This window comes from Clostridium sp. C8-1-8 (genome assembly GCF_009928445.1).
In the GTDB taxonomy this organism is placed as follows: Bacteria; Bacillota; Clostridia; order Clostridiales; family Clostridiaceae; genus Clostridium_AR.
Genome location: NZ_JAABNO010000004.1, coordinates 181,673 through 199,877, shown reverse-complemented (window position 1 = coordinate 199,877; position 18,205 = coordinate 181,673). Strand labels below are relative to the sequence as shown.

The following is an 18,205-nucleotide window of genomic DNA, read 5'->3' as shown; positions in this document are numbered from 1 at the left end:
TCTTTACTCATACTTCAATTCCTGCATTATAGATAACTTTCTACTCTTAAATAGTACTGGTATAGTAGCCAAAAATACTAAAGCAAGTGACACTACAATTACTACTGGTAGATAGGAAATATTGAATTTCACATCAAGCGGAAGCCCTATACTTTCACTTATCTTAGCCATCAAGGATGAAGTAAGATAAGAAAGAGGAGTTACTATTACCACTGCCCATATAACAGAAAGTATTGATTCTACTATTATCATTATAGCCCTTTGCCCTTTTGTCATTCCTACTGAGCTAAGCACTGCCATATCTTTTTTTCTCTGTATAAAGCTTATTCCTATATTATTAAGGATTCCAAAACAACCTATAATAACTGCCATATAGGAAAATATACTAAGGATAGTCATTAGCTGCTTATTTTGTTCTATATTACGATCTCTTGTTTCTTCAAAGGTATTCACTTGTCCGCCTAGGCCCTTTATGTCTTTATTCATGCTTTCTTTTACAGTTTTAGAACTCTTAGTGGTGTTAAAGTAAACTGAATATGAGGCAGAATCAATGTATTCCTTAGGTAGTGCCTTATAATTCATTAGTATAAAAACTCCGTTATTCATTAGCTTTCCATCAATTATTCCTGCAACCTTAAAGGATTTAACTGTATTTCTGAGCTTCATCTCAAAGGTGTCACCTTCAGACAGCTTTGCTTTTTCTGCTATTTTTTCTGTTATTATAACTCCATTACTGTCACCAGATTTGAATTTATCATAAATAGCTTTATTATAAGAATCATTCCAGTCTATATAATGATCGTAGCTAGTGTATTTATCTGGTTCTATAGCCATTGCATAATACTGATTGTCTTTTATAGTGCCATGAGCATCATACATAAATTGGATTGTATCCTTATTAACGCCCTCAGTATTAGCTGCAACTTCTTTAATCTTATCTAGATTACTTCTAACTCCGCCACCAGAGGCTTCTATAGCAATACTATAATTTAGCTTCTCATAAGCTTCACTTACCACATTTTTAATACTCACCCCAAGAGAATTGATTGTAATTATAGAAACTATAGATAATATCATAAGATTTACATTTCCAAGTAAAACTCTTGAAGTTCTCATATTATTGAAAGATAACGCAATAGCTCCATTTATTCTTCTAAGTGTTACATAAATAAACCTTGTCAAGTAATCAATAAGTTTTGGGAATATAAGCATTGATGAAGCTACTGCAGCTATCATTAAAAGAGGACTTATATTTATTACAATTTTATTCTTTAAGGTGTTCAATACTGTAACAGCTACAAGAAGGCACACACCAAAGATAAACTTGCTCATTCCCACTTCATTCACAGTGCTTGGGTTATTTAGTATAACATTCTTCACTTGTAACTTTCTTGTTTTTAACACAGGCAATGCTGCTGATATTATTGAAAGTAAAACTGAAAATATCATCCCTAATATTAAGTAATTAAGATTTATATTTGGTTTGTCGATAATTCCATATTCTCTAAGAGGAGATATAAAGTAATTTATAATATACAATATTCCTACGCCTGCAAGATCTCCTAGTATCCCCCCTAGTATTCCATAAACTAAGCTTTCCAAATATAATATCCTTCTTATAGTTCCTCTTGTAGCTCCCTGACTCAAGAAAGTTCCTATAACAGGCATTCTTTCCGTTACAGTAAGCTTAAAGGAGCTGTATATTATGATTGCACTCATGAAAACTACTATGGTAAGCATCATATAAAACATACTAGTCATCTGAGATAACTGAGACTTAACCTGTTCCTCATCAAACAATTCTTTTGCAGAGAACTTAGTATTTGAATCATTAAACTCCTTAACAGAGTCTTTTACAGATGCTTTAACCTTATTAGCTGTAATTGAATTATACTTACCTTCAACTCCAAGCTTTTTAGAAATGAATTTATAAGGCACTAAGATTTTAAATGTATCCTTACTGTCCATATAAAAAGTTCCTTGATTAGCGGATATAGCTGCAACTTTCAAAGATACCTTTTCGCCGTTTAAAATTATTTTCAAATCATCGCCTAGTTTAAGCTTAAACTTATCACTAGTTCGCTTAGAAATTATACACTTTTCATCTTGAAAGTCCTTCAATTCCTTTCCATCTATCAATATACTCTTATCAATATATTTATCCTCTCTTCCACTAAGACTCAATGATTGTAGTTCTTTGTTATCAAAGATAACAGGAACACTAAGCTGTGGAAGCAAGTTTTTAATTCCATTCTCTTTTATATCATCCAAGGAAAAAGTTGTTTCTCCTGACTTAGATGATATGTATACATCTTTATTTTCTAATTGCTCAAGCTGTGGCTTCACATAGCTTTCTATACCTGACTCTACAGCACCCATACTTCCTACAAATAGTGCTGTACTTATTGTTATTGCAAGTAACAAAAGTAAAAATCTTGCTTTCTTTTCTATCATGCTTTTTACTACATATCTTAGAAATATTCTCATTTTACGCCTCCTTTTAGGAAAATAATTACTAGCATATGTTAACATACATTTTCTGGTTTTTGTGGTTTGTTAAGTATTTTTCAGCAAAACTTAAGATATTTTTAAGATTTAGGGTTTTTCAGCCTAAAGTAAACCTTTACTCAACTTGACATCATTATATAAAAACCTATTTTTAAACTATACTCGGTTTTTAAAGATGCCTTTTGAAATAAAACCTTAGTTACAAAGTAGTACATCTGTATATAAACAGAAATATACCATGATATGCTGGATTTATATGGGTAGCATATCATGGTATATTCTAGACTTTACTATTGAATTACTATTTCAAACTTGGATTTTGTTAAAGTATTCTGTTGAAATTAAGTGTTCAGTATCTTGTGCTTTAATGAATTTAATCTCAATAATATATCAAACTTAACCCAATATCAAATCACCTTTTTATAATACTCAAAATTAGGCTTATGATAAAGGTGGTTGCAGAAAGTATCAAAGCTATGACAAGCATTCCTGTAATCAGTATATTATACTTTAGAATAGCGGTGTCCATAAACTCCATGGATAAGCCAAATGCATTTATAACAACTAACAATAAGAACAGAACTATCAATCCTCTGGAGGCACCTTTTATGTCAGCCATACTCAAGGATATATGTGAAGCTATACATATTGATAATAACAAAAATAAATAGAAATAGGGATTTCTAAAGTTCTCTGCTGAAAATATGCTTTTAATAAGCATTCCATAGGAATTGAGCAAACCTTCTATAGTGACCTTGCCGATTTTTGTTATATGTAGTGAGTTGAATAAAATACTTATAAATTTGTTATAAGTTCTTGGAATAGAGAAATACATAAGTACAATTATAGCTATGACTCCTCCGAATATAGGGGCTACTCCTATAAAAAAATTACCTATTTGCTGATATAAACTATTAGGATTATAGCTATGATCTACATATCCCATTACTCCGTTACTATCTGGTTTTTGAAAAAGCTTAATTCTCCTTATATCATGCCTAAATACTACAGCCAATATAGCATGACTTAATTCATGTATAGGAACTCCTATAACTCCAGTAATCATTATTGCATTCATGCCTAAGCTTCTGTGGAAGTTTTTAACAGAATTATTTCTAAGCACTCCAAGCAGCAACCCAAAAACTATTATCATTCCTGTTAAATACAAGGTTTCTACTGAAGCTCTAAGTATCAAATTAATAAAGAAATCCATTTATATTCTCACCTTTCAAAACTAAAATTTTATTAGTTTATTGAACCATTTTTCTAATATAAATTCTCAATACTAACTATCTTATGAAAAATGCTATAAGAATATAATGCTCTCCTCTATTATCCTCTCATAATTGATTTTAAAATTTAAAAATCAGTAACAAAAAGTCTATCTGCGCAATATACTGTACTATAAAACAAAAGAAGAAGTAGTGATATGAGCTTATCAAATGTAATAAATAGATATCACTAATTGAATTAATATAACTAACAAAGGATAAAGGAGTAATAAACTATGATAGGAAGAAATTTTTACGGATGCAGACAAGAATATCCAGTTCCAGGTTGCCCTGGACAAGCAATTGTGCCAGTTAGGCAAACAGCTCAGCAAAGACCAGGCTACTCTGGCAGAAGACAAAATTGTAGTAAAATGCTTCAAGTTCCTGTAATTGTAGCTTATGGCGAAACTCAAGAACTAGTTAGAGATGATTCAATAATATCTCCACCAAGTCCTCCAGCATTCAGAGTAATCAATGTGGATTCAGAAGTTGTAATAACTAACTTAGACCTAATCCCAAGAATTATTCACAATACTTGTAAATGCGACGGTTTATGGTGGGCAAAGGTTATTGTTGAAGGTTATATAGATAGAAACGTAAACTATAAGACAATTGAAGATACAACTGCTGATTCAGTTAACGGACCAGTATACCACTTTACAAACAGAATACCATTCTCAACATTTGTAGAGCTAAAGGCATATGAACCTCTTTGCGAGACTGACAACGTTGAAGTTCTAGAAGCATATATCGAAGGTGAAAGAGCAGCATTGACAGATCCAAATCCAGTAGCTGTTGGTGCTCCTGACTGGGCAGTAACTTACAACAGAATTTCTGGTAGTGAAATAGTTAGAATAAACCTAAGAGTTACTAGAATGGATAATGTTCCAGTTAATCCTATGTCCAGATAATATATTTTTCTTGCTTAAGCTAGCCTCCTAGATAAAATTAGTTAAAATAACGAAGTGCAGTCTGATAATTCAGACTGCACTTCTCAAATTCAAGTTCTTTTTTCATTCTTTATTGTTATTCTCAGACTTTAACAACTCTAAATCCATGTTCATAAGCTCTTCTACAGACCTTATCTTTGTTGGTCTATACTGCCAAACCTTAGTCTTACTATCAACCTGACTTTCTTCTATAATAACCTCTTCATTCTCTACAAAATCCAGCTTTCTAAACACAACCACCGAATAAGCTAAGTGAATCCGGCCTTCGACAAATAGGTTATAAACTAAATGATCTTCACTAGTACTAACAGCACCTTCATTTTTCACTTTAAACTCTATTGATGCCTTACTCACAACCTTTTTTTTACCTTTTCCATCTGTAGCTTCTTCATCAGATTCATTACAATTTATTACCTCCGAAAAGGTTTCACATATCTTTTTAACCTTATATTCTTTCTTTACTTGATCTATGCAGTTGGCATAAAAAATATAGAGTTCATAATCACCATATAACCCTATCTCATTTTCAGAAATAACTTTTGTAAATATGTTCGATAATTTGGCACTAAAATCTATTAGTATTTCATTTTCCTCCAGGTTTAACTTAAATACATCATAGAAACTTTTTTCAACACTGATAATATTAGAGCCGTTTTTTATCATAACTATAGTCAGTCCTCTTAATTTATTTTCACTCATTTATTATAGTATACTTTTACCAAATTTCCGTTACAAACAAATGAAGAAAGCTACTACTTTCTTATTACTTGCCTGTATTTCTAGCAGACTCGCTTATTATGTAGGCCAGCTTAAGCCTTACAAAAAGCTTGTCTGAGCTTGTAACCAGATTTGTACTTCCATTAGCTTCATCCTTATACTCTAAACCTTCTACAGTCCTATAAGAAACCTTCAGTTTAGCTATTCTATGAACGATCATAGGCCATTCTCCATCGGTCATTTTATCCTTAGAATATTTATTTATATATTCAGCACTGATCCTTGAAAAACCGCAAGAGCCAGCGGTTATATCAACTTCCTGTCCAAATTCTAATGAAAAAATCTTATTACTTATCTTTTCTGTCTCAATCCACTCTAAGGGATGAGTAAAAAAAGCCCTATCTGTCCGACCTAATATTAAATAACCAGTTTTAGGAATTTCAGAAACTACAGCCTTTAGCTCATCCTTATAACCAGAAATCCAAGTAAGCAGTCTATCAAAATCGCAATAATGATAAAATTCATCATCTCCCTCTAACCCAAACTCTACAACTCTTCTTCTGGCATCTGCAGCTCCATTCTTTTTTATCCTTTTAACATTAAATCCATCATGTTCAAGCAAACTAATATAAAGAGGACAAGTCTCATCACTTATAGTTACATATTTCTCTGAATATAAATTGTCCAGTTTGTGCACTAATTTCCTGCATAAATCTATATTTTTACCTTTGGGATCATGTATAACTGTTAATAATGCTACCTTTTGCATATACCTACTCCTCTCCTAATGCTTGTACCTCTTCGAGCTAAAATCTATTTTCACAACACCTTTAGACTCTCACAGGAAAATTTTAAAAAATAGTTTTTATTTTGAATTGGTATATCTATATATCAAACATTTTACTAATACCAACTTTATCCAGATGCCTCTTAAATCATTTGCAAATATATAATGTCACCAGTTAATAATATATACCCAATATAGATCATCATTTTTTTCAAGTCAATAGACAATTATTCATTAATAAGGTATAATAGGATATTATTTACACACGCTACAAAAGGAGTTTAATATGGACACAAAATGTACAAACTTATATAACAAGGAATATATCATTGAGAAAGCTACACTAAAAGATACTGACGAATTAGAAGTATTATACGATAGCATTAATGATTACTTAAGTGAAACCATAAACTATGCTGGTTGGAAAAAAGGTTTATATCCAGTAAGAGAAAATGCTATAAACGGTATTAAAGAAGATAATTTATTTGTATTGAGAATAAATGATGAAATAGCAGGTTCTATAATTCTTAACAACCATCAAGAGGCTGCTTATTACGGAGTTGATTGGGGGGTACAAGCAAAAGATGAGGAAGTCATGGTAATTCATACTTTTGTTGTAAATCCTAAGTATTTAAGAAATGGTGTTGGTGAAAAACTTTTAACTTTTGCTAAAGAATATTTCAAAGAACAAGGCTGCAAAGCTCTGAGACTTGATGTTTCTATCAATAACGCCCCAGCCATAGCCTTATATGAGAAATGTGGTTTTAGATATGTGACAACTGTGGATTTGGGATTAAATGTTCCAAACCTTATATGGTTCAAATTATATGAGTATTAAAAAAGTCACTGAAGACCTTCAGTGACTTTTTTGCGTATCTGCCTTAGCTGAGCCTATGTTAAAAAATTCTAGCAGATGTCATATTTTTTGTTATCTTTAATCTAATATGTTCAAGTTATCTAGATGCCAACTTTAAATAAAGGCTCTGTTAAAGCAGCGTGTTAAAATTAAGTGGTCAGTCATCCAATGCTTTAATGAGCTTGCGCAAAGAATTAATATGATTTTGTCATATTCCATGGCTAAAACTGTAAACTCACTACGTTCGAACAGTACAGTTTCTTAACGCCATTCCATCTGAAAAAATCATTTAATTCTAGTTGCTCGCTCATATAGCATCTCCTTCATGACCACTTAATTTCAACAATATTCTTAAACATAGCCTAAGTAAACTATCTAACCACATTAATTAATGGTTCACTTTCCTTTATCTCTTTTTTATCAGTAACATTAACAGTACTATAATCTTCAGTATTACTTACTACTATAGAGGTTATAACATCATACCCCTCATTTTTTATTGCTTCAACGTTAAATTCAAGTAATAGATCCCCTACTTTTACATGAAATCCTTGGTCTACATAAGCTCTAAAATATTTTCCCTCTAGGTTTACAGTATCAATTCCTACGTGGATCAACACCTCTACTCCATCATTACTCTTTAAGGCCAGTGCATGCTTAGTACTAACCATAGCCTTAACAGTACCTTCAACCGGCGACACTACTCTACCTTGTTTAGGTTCTATGGCAATGCCTTTTCCCATTAACTCTTGTCCAAACGTTGGATCACTTACCTCATTAAGTTTTTTAACTTGTCCAATCATTGGACTATATATAACTTCTTCTAATTTTAAATCTTCATCTTCCTCATTATAAATATTTTCATTGTTTAACCGTAAAATACTTTTAAATAACTTCCCAAGCCCCATTAAACCCCTCCTTAAAAACTTTTGTACTCAAGTTAAGTTATGCTCTCTGAGGAGTAAAAATGATAATTATTTTGTACAAGCATAAAAATTCACTATAAGAGATTATATCATTTTCAAAATAGATTTGGATTAAATCAGTTCATGTCTATCTAGATTATATCTATAATACAGGCAAGTACTTTTTAATACTAACTAAATAATAAGTTAGTATTACACTTAAAAGTAAGTTATTTATTCAATTATTTTTTTATTGTATATTATTAATAGTAACCATACAGATGTACTACTTTAGCTTCAACAATAATATTAAATATAGCCTAGAATTTAATTTTATTAATGAAGTATTACAATAAATACAATCTGTAATTGGTATGTCATTTATAATATAGAAGAGGTGTAAGAATGAAGGTTTTACTTATTAATGGAAGTCCTAAAGCCCAAGGATGTACTTTTACTGCCTTAAGTGAGGTTGCAAAAGAACTAAACAAAGCAAATATAGAAACAGAAATATTTCATGTAGGAAATAAACCAATCCGTGGTTGTATGGCATGCGGAGGCTGCTATAAGACTGATGGCACATGTGTATTCAACGATGATACAGTAAATATAGCCTTAGAAAAAGCTAAAGAAGCTGATGGTTTTATATTTGGCTCTCCAGTTCACTACGCTGCTGCATCTGGACAAATAACAGCATTCTTAGATAGATTCTTCTACGCTGGTGACGGGTTCCAATATAAACCTGGAGCTTCAGTAGTTAGCTGTAGGCGTGGTGGTTCCACTGCTGCTTTTGAGCAATTAAACAAATATTTTACAATAGCAAATATGCCAGTGGTATCTTCTCAATATTGGAATATGGTTCATGGTAACACACCTGAGGAAGTAAAGCAGGATTTAGAAGGCATGCAGACAATGAGAACTTTAGGAAAGAACATGGCTTGGCTGCTAAAATGTATACAAGCTGGAAAAGAAGCAGGAATAAGCCTACCTGAAAAGGAAGAAGAAAGAGCGGTGACTAACTTTATACGTTAGTTAATTCAAACAAAGGTATCAATCATTCAAAATATTAAAATTGAAATTAAGGTTTTACCTGTCCGATACTTTAAGGACCACCTAATTTCAATACTATTCTTAAACATATCCTAAAAATTAAAACAATCTTAATAAAAAGAAAGCTTAAGTGAGCAAAATATAAGCTTTCTTTTTTATTTCCTATTATGTGCACTTTTCAATTATTACCCTCTCAATAACCAAAGAGGTTTATTAACTAATCTATATTTGTAACAATAGTCTTAAGTAGTCTTATAAGTTCAGCTCTTTCCTCAAAGGATGTAAGTGAATTAAGAAGTTTTCCATATACCTTATATTCGAAATCTATATGCTCTTTTTGCGCTAATACTCCTTCTTCTGTTAGTTCAAGTCCATAAGATCTTCTGTCCCTTTTACTAATTATCCTGTTTATATATTTACGCTTTTCTAGCCTATCAATAGCACTTGTCAATGTACTTTTTGGTATATCTAACTCTGCGCAAATCTCTCCTAATATAACCTCAGGGTTTTTAGAAACTATACTTATTATACTAATCTCAGTGGTGGTTAAACCCTTTATTCTAGGAAATTGATCTTCTATGTCATGGAATTTACTTTTTTTCATCATCACATGCCATAGCTCACTAAATTCCTCAATTTGCTTTATATCAATGTCCATAAGTTCTCCTCCATAGCCTCAAAATATGAAGAAACTAATGATATTAGGATATGCTATAGAGTTCCTAACTCAACTATCAATTCATAAATGTTCGAAAATTGCCAAAAACCAGCTATTTTAGGACAAGTACAAATTAAATCTAAATATATCAAGGCTTTATTGAAAAACAATAAACAGCCAAGTTCATTTCTACAAAAAAAACAACTATTCATCGTATTTTATATATAATTACATATCCTTATTAATTCCATATTTCTTTTCATATTTTTGTACATATTTTTCTGTGGTTCAATTAAACTCAATTCCATATTATTACTCCTATAATATCATATTTTATTATTATTATCATCACATAACTACAATATAAAGCTTATACATATATTTATTTTCTTTATAAATATATAGTGTTTAAAATTTAATAATCTTCGCAGTTACAATAAAAGAGTTTAGATTTACAAGCTTCCAATCAACAGAATCAAATCCATTCTCTATAAGAAGCTTAGTTATCTCCTTTTTTGAATATATTCTATAATCTCCACCTTTGCTAAACTTCAAAGACCAATTTCCAATGGTCTTAAAAGGAGATATGAGCCATGGATCTCCTATAATTAAACTCCCATTAGGTCTAAGTACCCTTGACATCTCCTTTAAAACTTTCTTTGGTTCTGTATAGTGATGAAAAGAATCCGTACAAATTAATGCATCAAAATGATTATCCTCCCAAGGAATATGCTCAGAATCTCCAAATTTAAGCTCTGCTCTACTCTTTAATTTCTCTTTTGACTTTTCTAACATAGCATGAGAAAAATCCATACCAAATAAGCTTAGATTATCTTCGTCAGCCAATAGTGAAAGAATATTCCCCGTACCACAGCCTACATCTAAAACATTGGTACAGCTCAACCCCTTAACTTTATCTATTACAGTGGTATATAACTTACTAGCATGCTTTCCATAATAGGTTGCATCATATATCTTTGCTTGTTTATCAAAGGTTTCTTTTGTTTTTTCCTTATATATTTCTTTATTTATCATACTATTTCTCCTTTTAGTACGATTAACGTACTTTATTATATATAAACCTTACATCTTTAGAACTTACATGTCAATACATACCAAAAACTTTTATTAAGACATCTTAGGTTTCTTTTCATATTTATATAAATGCTAAAAACATGGTTTTTTGAAACCACATAACAGTATTTGATATGACATATATTTATATAGGAAATATTTCAGGAGTATAAGATTATGAGTATAATAAGTATTGCATTATACAAGGTAACCATAGAAGGAGGATCACTATATAAGAAGAAATTTAATAAATATACTAAAAACTGCAAAGAAGAAAATGAAAAAGTATTATTTGATATTCTTAAGAAAAACTCCAAAAGCGAAATAGGCATTAAGTTAAACTTTGAAAATATAACATCTATAGAAGATTTCAAAAAGAAGGTTCCATTAACAGAATATAGTTATTACGAAGGTTACATAGACAGAATGTCTAACGGTGAATCCAATATTTTAACCAGTGAAAAGGTTCAATACTTTGGTCACACTTCTGGTACTACAGGAAAACAGAAACTTATTCCTTCTACTAAAGCAAGTAAAAAATTCGCCTCTAAATATATGGCATTTCTCACAAATAAGTTTTGCTACGACAATTTTAAAGATACATGGAGTTATGGAAAAGGTTTAATGATAGCTGATATCATAATGACAACCTATACTAGCGCAGGAATACCTATTTGCTCTGCTACATCTGGTGGAATGAATAGCATAAAACATATACTTCCTTATCTATACACCTCTCCAATTGAGGTAATGAAAATAAAGGATAAAAAAGTTTCCTTTTACCTTCATCTATTGTTTGCTTTAAAGGAAGTTACCTTATCCTATATTAGCGGAGTTTTTATTTCCAATGTATTGGATCTACTGAGAATATTAGAGAATAATTGGCAAGACCTTGTAAGAGACATCAGAAAAGGACGTATTAATAATAATCTTGATATTGATGACACCACTAGACAGCGTTTAAATAAATTACTCTCTCCTAATGCTACTAGAGCAGATTATTTAGAACAAGAATTCAAGAAAGGTTTCAAAGGTATAGTTCGAAGAGTATGGCCAAGTTTATCTTATATAGTTACAGTGACAGGTGCAAATTTTTCTATCTATGATGATAAGGTGAATTATTATACTGATGGACTGCCTATTTACTCACCGGTATATGCTTCAACAGAAGCTATGATTGGAATAAATCCTTACGCTAATAAAATACGTTATGTTGTTATTCCTAATACTGTTTTCTATGAATTTCTTCCCATTAGTGATGATAATATAACCTCAAAAGATACCCGTTGTATAGATGAAATACTTCTTGGGGAGAAATATGAAGTTGTTATCACAAACTATGCAGGGCTTTATAGATATAAGCTTGGCGATGTAGTTAAAGTAGTTGATTTTTATAATAACTGTCCTGAAATCGAATTTCTATATAGGAAGAATCAAGTACTCAATATGGTATCCGAAAAAACAAACGAAGAGCATCTTACTAGTGCTATAAGCAATACTTTAAGAATATTAAATTTAAGTCTTATAGATTATACTACCTTTCCTGACAACTCTGTGACTCCAGGAAAATATATTTTTTATTTTGAATTAAAAACTCCTATCCATAAAGCTAAATTGAATGAGTTAGAGAAAACTTTAGACACTCAGCTTAGAATATCAAACCCTGCTTATGACAGGGCAAGAGCCAGCAATAAATTGTCACAAATTAAAATAGTGCTTCTTTCACCAAACACCTTTAGTTCAGTAAAAGAAGCTTTATTTAAAAAAGGAATATCTAAAAATCAAATTAAAATTCCTAGAGTACTTATCAATAATAAAAATGTATTGGATATAATATCTAAAAATATTCTATTAACTTAATTATAGGGAAGCTTTATGAAAACTTAATTTATACTTGTTCGAAAGTTGTCCAGTACTTGTATTCTTAAGTATGTATAAATTTATAGTTGATTTAGTAACTATATATATGTGTAACTTGCTTTGTGATCAAATCAAAGATAAATTACTTATATAAAAAACTAAGGTATCAATTTTAAATACATTGATGCCTTAGTTTTTTTATAATTATATTGAACCTAACTTACCGAAGAATGAATAAATTCCTCAACCTTTATACCAGAATAATCTTTACTTATAATTAAAGTTTCTACTCCATACGGTGGATTATGCGGTCCTACAAAAGTGTCTACTTTAACTTTTACAATATATTTACCTTCTAAATTATAAATATCAACTATTTCATCATTATTATATTGCCTTGGCTCACCAAAATATTTGTTTATAGCTTCACTTATATAAGGATATAAAGTATCTAGGATAAATTCTTCATTAAGCTTATCTTTAAAAACATACTTTGGTAGTGGATTGCCTGAAAAATCAATGTTTGTTAAGGCTATTTCTGGTAAAGTTCTTATAGGGCATAAATCTTTTATATTATTATTAGCAATATCTAATCTATTTAATTTATATAAATTAGCTAAGGGCGTAATATCCTTTAAATTATTATTTCTAAGTCCTAAATATTTTAGTTTCTTAAGTTCATTTACTTCCTCTACTGAAGTGATATTATTGTAGTCAAGCCTTAGTGATTCTAAGTTTTTAGCTGAATGAATGCCTTTAAGATCATTAACTCTATTGTTATCTAAATCTACAAATTTTAGATTTGTGAGTTTACCTAACACTCTAATATTCTTAATTTTATTTTCTGATAGAAATAACCTTTCTAACTTTTTAGCATTATTTATAGGTTCAATGTCCTCAATGTAATTTCTAGTTAAGTTTAGATAAATAAGTTCATTGAAGTTGCTTATAGTCTTGATATATCTTAGTTTATTTTCACTTAAGTCCAATTCAATAAGCTTTTTTAAGGTTTTTATATCGCTTATATCCTTTATTCTATTTCTTGCCAAAAATAAACTTTTTAAATTCACCAAATTTCTAAGTGGTTTTATATCTTCTATATTATTTGCAAAAAGATCCACATAAACTATGCCTTCTATTCCTTCTAGTGGTCTAACATCGTTCACTTCATTATATGCTAGATATAGCGACTTTAAGTTAGTAAGCCTATTTAGAGGTTCTATATTAGTTATCTTATTACTTGTTAAATCAAGTTGTTTTAACTTTGTCAAACTACTTAAAGGCTCTATACTTTTTATTTGATTATAACCTAAATTTAAGTCTTCTAGTTTATTTAGTGCCTCTAATGGCTTTATGTCCATAATATTATTAAATAACAAATTCAAGGTTTTAAGATTAGTAAAAGCCTCCAAGCCATCTATAGAGAATATATTTTTTCTGCTCAAGTTTACTTCCTCTATGCTCATAATATCTTGGTTGGTTATATATCCTTCAGGCTTTTTTATAATTTCTCTTATAGCTGCTTCAAGATTGCGGTCTTTAAACTTTATAGCAGTTGAAGCTTCTACTGAAGCCAAATCACTGTAGCCACACTTTACTTTTTCTTCACCATATACCTTCATATTAAAAGAACAAATAATCAAAATAATTGCTAAATTACTTAAACCTACTCTGAACTTAATCAAACTTTATCACTCCTATAAACATTAATAACAGCTTTATTTTCTGCTTAACTAAAAAAATTAATGCTCATATTAATATAAAGTTAACCTGTTTCTCTTAGTATATTTCTGTTGACTTATCCTGAGCTTTTTCTAAAATATAATTTCTACTAAAAAACAAGTTTTTTCATTATACTATTTTGAAGGATTTAGACTTCATGTGGGATTGCTAAAGAATAAAAAAATATAAATTCATATAATCATATATTTATAAAATCATATAAATATATAGTAATAATCAGCTTTTCCAGGCTTCTAATTTAGATGCTGTTAAAGTACTATATTGAAATTAAGTGGTCAGTGATCCGCTACTTAGATGAGCTTGCGCATATAGCATCTCCTTCATAACTACTTAATTTCAGCAATAATCTTTAAAATAGCCTTAATTTAGTATTTCAATACTACTAAAATTCCTTTAATACATTTAATGCATTAATAGCTGTAGGAAACCCTGAGTAAGGGACAGTTTGGATAATAATCTCTTCTATCTCCGCTTTACTTAAACCAACATTTAATCCAGCTTTAATATGAACTCTTAACTGAGGTTCTACTCCACTTCTGCTTGCTAGCATAGCTATTGTAGCAATTTCTCTTTCTCTTAAGCTAAGTCCCTCCCTAGAATATATGTCGCCAAAAGCAAATTCTACTATATATTTGCCTAAATCCCCCAAAGGTGCTACTACTTCTTCTCCTACCTGTCCATCTACTTCTGATAACTTTTTACTTCCTCTTTCAAATCTTTCATTATTCATTTTACTTTCTACCTCCACTTAATTATATTTTTATTATTGAAATCTAAACCTATAAGTTCCTATTGTCTCAACACTTTTACATCTAAAAACTTATATTCCTTATATTTCCTCTGCAAATTAATACTAACATCTGGAGTTAACTCCAAGTCAATACTATAAACACAAATAATTCGTAAAATGAAAAGTTGAATTCGTGAATGCAATATTAAATTCGTGTTAGATGATTTTAGTCTTGCACAGAATATGGTGTTGTATAAAAAGCTTTATTATATTAATAACTAAAGAAATAGGAAGGACACCCAAATAAGTGCTCTTCCTATTTCTATTAGCTAGTTACCTATTAAGTAAAAAACATCTAAAATTTATATACTATAAGACTAAGCTAAATTTATATTAGATTGTAGTAATAAACTTATCCAAGTCAGATTGTTCTCTGGTTAATTAGTCTTATTGACATACCTTTCCTGGGTTCAATATGTTCTTAGGATCAAAGGCAAGTTTAATTCTTCTAAGTAAATCTAAACTTACTTCTCCTAACTGTCCACTTAAGTACTGCTTTTTTGCATAGCCTATACCATGTTCTCCAGACACTTGTCCTTTTAATTCCTTTGATTTATCATACATGCATCTAAATACTTGAGATAATTTATGCTTCCACTCCTCTTCTTCCTTCTCATCTCTCAATATATATACATGCAAGTTTCCATCACCAGCATGTCCAAAGTTCTTTATTCTTATGTCAAATTTCTGTTGAAGTTCATAAGTATAATTAACAAATTCTGCTACCTTGCTTATAGGAACACAAACGTCACATTCATCCATTTCACTTGTTGATGCTTTTATTGCTTCAAGAAAAGCACCTCTAGCTGACCATATAGCATCTTTTCTTTCATCAGTATCAGCTATTAATACATCTAAAGCTCCTTCGCTTAATAAAATATTAGCTACAGCAGTATAATGTTCTTCTATCTCTTCCTTGCTATTACCATCAAAAGTCAATAATAGATATGCATCTGCTGTATTGTCCGGAAACTTCTTACCTAAAAATTCCTCTGCAGCTAAGATAACATCTCTTTCCATAAATTCTATGGAAGTTGGATTAGTTTTTGACTTTACTATTTTAGGAACAGCACCTATAGCTTCTGATAAGTTATTAAAAGGAGCTAAAATACTTACACTCTCCTTAGGTAGAGGTATTAGTTTTAATATAGCCTTTGTTACTATGGCTAAGGTTCCTTCAGAACCACATATTAGGTCTTTTATGTTATAGCCTGAACTATTCTTAACTACCTTTCCCCCAACCTCTACTATCTCTCCATTTGGAAGCACTAGCTCTAATCCTTTAACGTAATCCCTAGTAACACCATACTTAACCGCTCTCATACCGCCTGCATTTGTATTTATATTTCCTGCTATAGTAGCTGACTTTTCACCTGGATCTGGTGGGTAAAACAAATCGTATTCTTTAACGAACTCTCCTATATCCATAAGTAGAACTCCAGGTTCAACAGTCAAAGCTAAATTATCCTCATCTAGTTCAAGAATTTTATTCATCCTACACATATTTATCATTATACCGCCATAAACAGGTACAGAAGCTCCTACAAGCCCTGTTCCAGCTCCCCTTGGAACCACTGGAATATTCTTCTCATAAGCATAGGCTACAATCTTTGAAACTTCCTCAGTATTTAGAACTTCTACCACAACTTCTGGGAACTTACTTATTCCACCTAACTCGTCATGGCTAAAATCTTCACTTATATCATCACCAGAAAAAACTCTTTTCTCACCTAATAACTCTATGAAATATTTAATATCTTCCTCATCTATAGCCTTATATCTATCTAACTCCACAGTAATCACTCCTATATCTAATTATTTAATGAATGGATATTATTCGCTCTTTATCTTTTCAATTAGCTTAGGTATTATGTCATATAAGTCTCCAACAATACCATAATGTGCAATATTGAAAATAGGTGCATCAGCATCGTTATTAATTGCTATTATACAGTCAGAATTGTTCATACCTGCTGTGTATTGTACTGCTCCTGAAATACCTATAGAAAAAATTAATTTAGGTTTTACTGTTCTTCCACTTAATCCAATTTGATCTTTAACATCTATTAAACCTGCTTCTACAAGGGGCCTTGTTCCACCTATCTTCCCATCTAGTAAAGCAGCAAACTCTTGAACTAGCTCCATATCTTTTTTGGATTTCACACCTCTACCTACTGAAACTATTACTTCTGCATCTGATATACTTACACCAACATCCTTTTTAGCCATATCTAACACTTCAATGCTTGAGAATAATTCTCCCACTGGACATAAAGTAAGTTTACCTCTTTTTTCTCCTCTATCTGGTGCATTCATAACCTTGTATCTTACAGTTGCTAGTTGAGGTCTATTATTAGGATTTACTATCTGAGCCATTATATTTCCGCCAAAGGCAGGTCTTATCTGAATCAAATCAGTATTTTCTTTCATATCCAATATGGTGCAGTCTGCTGTTAGCCCTGTCCTAAATCTAGCTGCTATTCTTGGAGCTAAGGATCTACCAATTGCTGTAGCTCCTACTAGTACTGTTGAAGGTTTTTTATAGTTTATGAAGTTCTCGAAAACCTTTGTATATGGTTCTATTCTGAAATATTTAAGAGCCTCATCATCATATACAAATACTTCATCCACTCCATAATGAAGCAATTCCTCTGCTTTATCTTTAATATTACTTCCAATAAACACAGCATAAACGGGGTGATTTATTTTACTTGCTAGCTCCCTAGCTTTTCCTATCAACTCCAAAGTTACGGGGTGTATCTCGCCTTCTAAGTGTTCCACATATACCGCAACACCCTTCCAAAGGCTTTTATCTATTCCCTTCTTTTCTTCCTCTATAAACTCCATGACCCCAGAAGGACCTTTTCTAACACATAGCTTGCACATCTTACAGGCAGCTGATATCTGAACCTTATCTCCAGCTTTTTCTATTGCCCCAAATGGACATATCTTTAATAATTTATCAATGACTTCTTCATTCAATTTATCTTCATTAACAACTAATCTACCCATTTTTCTCCGTCCTCCTCTTAAATA

Annotated in this window: 15 protein-coding genes; 4 read left to right on the top strand and 11 right to left on the bottom strand. The window is 30.9% G+C overall.

Annotation, left to right across the window (positions count from 1 at the left end; genetic code table 11):
* Positions 1-3: 3 nt before the first annotated feature.
* Positions 4-2,487, bottom strand: coding sequence for an FtsX-like permease family protein (locus tag GXK57_RS06410; RefSeq protein ID WP_160673211.1), 2,484 nt, complete (start codon positions 2,485-2,487; stop codon positions 4-6).
* 433 nt (positions 2,488-2,920) lie between these two features.
* The gene (locus GXK57_RS06405; protein WP_160673208.1) at positions 2,921-3,721 is read right to left on the bottom strand and encodes a hypothetical protein; all 801 of its coding nucleotides are present in this window, start codon (positions 3,719-3,721) and stop codon (positions 2,921-2,923) included.
* Positions 3,722-4,015: 294 nt separating this feature from the next.
* Between GXK57_RS06405 and GXK57_RS06400 the strand changes: the two genes are divergently transcribed.
* Positions 4,016-4,690 (top strand): DUF3794 domain-containing protein, encoded by a 675-nt coding sequence (locus GXK57_RS06400; protein ID WP_160673205.1) that lies wholly within the window; start codon positions 4,016-4,018, stop codon positions 4,688-4,690.
* A gap of 102 nt (positions 4,691-4,792) precedes the next feature.
* Here GXK57_RS06400 and GXK57_RS06395 read toward each other — a convergent pair whose 3' ends face one another.
* Positions 4,793-5,392, bottom strand: coding sequence for a hypothetical protein (locus GXK57_RS06395; protein WP_160673202.1), 600 nt, complete (start codon positions 5,390-5,392; stop codon positions 4,793-4,795).
* A 100-nt stretch (positions 5,393-5,492) separates the two neighbouring features.
* Positions 5,493-6,215: a hypothetical protein gene (locus GXK57_RS06390; protein ID WP_160673199.1), complete on the bottom strand. Its 723-nt coding sequence runs from the start codon at positions 6,213-6,215 to the stop codon at positions 5,493-5,495.
* Between the two features lie 304 nt (positions 6,216-6,519).
* Here GXK57_RS06390 and GXK57_RS06385 point away from each other — a divergent pair, with 304 nt between their 5' ends.
* Complete coding sequence (locus GXK57_RS06385; RefSeq protein WP_160673196.1) at positions 6,520-7,071, top strand: GNAT family N-acetyltransferase; 552 nt, start codon at positions 6,520-6,522, stop codon at positions 7,069-7,071.
* A gap of 389 nt (positions 7,072-7,460) precedes the next feature.
* Here GXK57_RS06385 and GXK57_RS06380 read toward each other — a convergent pair whose 3' ends face one another.
* Complete coding sequence (locus GXK57_RS06380; protein WP_160673193.1) at positions 7,461-7,997, bottom strand: PTS glucose transporter subunit IIA; 537 nt, start codon at positions 7,995-7,997, stop codon at positions 7,461-7,463.
* Between the two features lie 402 nt (positions 7,998-8,399).
* Here GXK57_RS06380 and GXK57_RS06375 point away from each other — a divergent pair, with 402 nt between their 5' ends.
* Positions 8,400-9,026 carry a flavodoxin family protein gene (locus GXK57_RS06375; protein ID WP_160673190.1) on the top strand — a complete coding sequence of 209 codons (627 nt, stop codon included), beginning with the start codon at positions 8,400-8,402 and terminating at the stop codon, positions 9,024-9,026.
* A gap of 235 nt (positions 9,027-9,261) precedes the next feature.
* Here GXK57_RS06375 and GXK57_RS06370 read toward each other — a convergent pair whose 3' ends face one another.
* Both GXK57_RS06370 and GXK57_RS06365 read right to left on the bottom strand, forming a co-directional pair.
* Positions 9,262-9,702, bottom strand: coding sequence for a MarR family winged helix-turn-helix transcriptional regulator (locus tag GXK57_RS06370; RefSeq protein ID WP_160673187.1), 441 nt, complete (start codon positions 9,700-9,702; stop codon positions 9,262-9,264).
* A 408-nt stretch (positions 9,703-10,110) separates the two neighbouring features.
* On the bottom strand, positions 10,111-10,737 hold the full coding sequence (locus tag GXK57_RS06365; protein ID WP_160673184.1) for a class I SAM-dependent methyltransferase: 627 nt from the start codon (positions 10,735-10,737) through the stop codon (positions 10,111-10,113).
* A gap of 216 nt (positions 10,738-10,953) precedes the next feature.
* Here GXK57_RS06365 and GXK57_RS06360 point away from each other — a divergent pair, with 216 nt between their 5' ends.
* Positions 10,954-12,636, top strand: a complete 1,683-nt coding sequence (locus GXK57_RS06360) for a GH3 auxin-responsive promoter family protein (protein ID WP_160673181.1) — start codon at positions 10,954-10,956, stop codon at positions 12,634-12,636.
* A gap of 215 nt (positions 12,637-12,851) precedes the next feature.
* On the opposite strand, the gene GXK57_RS06355 is transcribed toward GXK57_RS06360, so the two are convergent.
* The 4 genes from GXK57_RS06355 to GXK57_RS06340 all read right to left on the bottom strand — a co-directional run bounded on the left by GXK57_RS06355 (position 12,852) and on the right by GXK57_RS06340 (position 18,181).
* Entirely contained in the window at positions 12,852-14,321 is a 1,470-nt protein-coding gene (locus GXK57_RS06355; RefSeq protein WP_160673178.1) for a leucine-rich repeat domain-containing protein, read from the bottom strand.
* A gap of 440 nt (positions 14,322-14,761) precedes the next feature.
* Complete coding sequence (locus GXK57_RS06350; protein ID WP_160673175.1) at positions 14,762-15,109, bottom strand: carboxymuconolactone decarboxylase family protein; 348 nt, start codon at positions 15,107-15,109, stop codon at positions 14,762-14,764.
* A gap of 447 nt (positions 15,110-15,556) precedes the next feature.
* Positions 15,557-16,969, bottom strand: a complete 1,413-nt coding sequence (locus GXK57_RS06345; RefSeq protein ID WP_160673491.1) for an FAD-linked oxidase C-terminal domain-containing protein — start codon at positions 16,967-16,969, stop codon at positions 15,557-15,559.
* A 33-nt stretch (positions 16,970-17,002) separates the two neighbouring features.
* Positions 17,003-18,181: an electron transfer flavoprotein subunit alpha gene (locus GXK57_RS06340; protein WP_160673172.1), complete on the bottom strand. Its 1,179-nt coding sequence runs from the start codon at positions 18,179-18,181 to the stop codon at positions 17,003-17,005.
* Positions 18,182-18,205 lie beyond the last annotated feature (24 nt).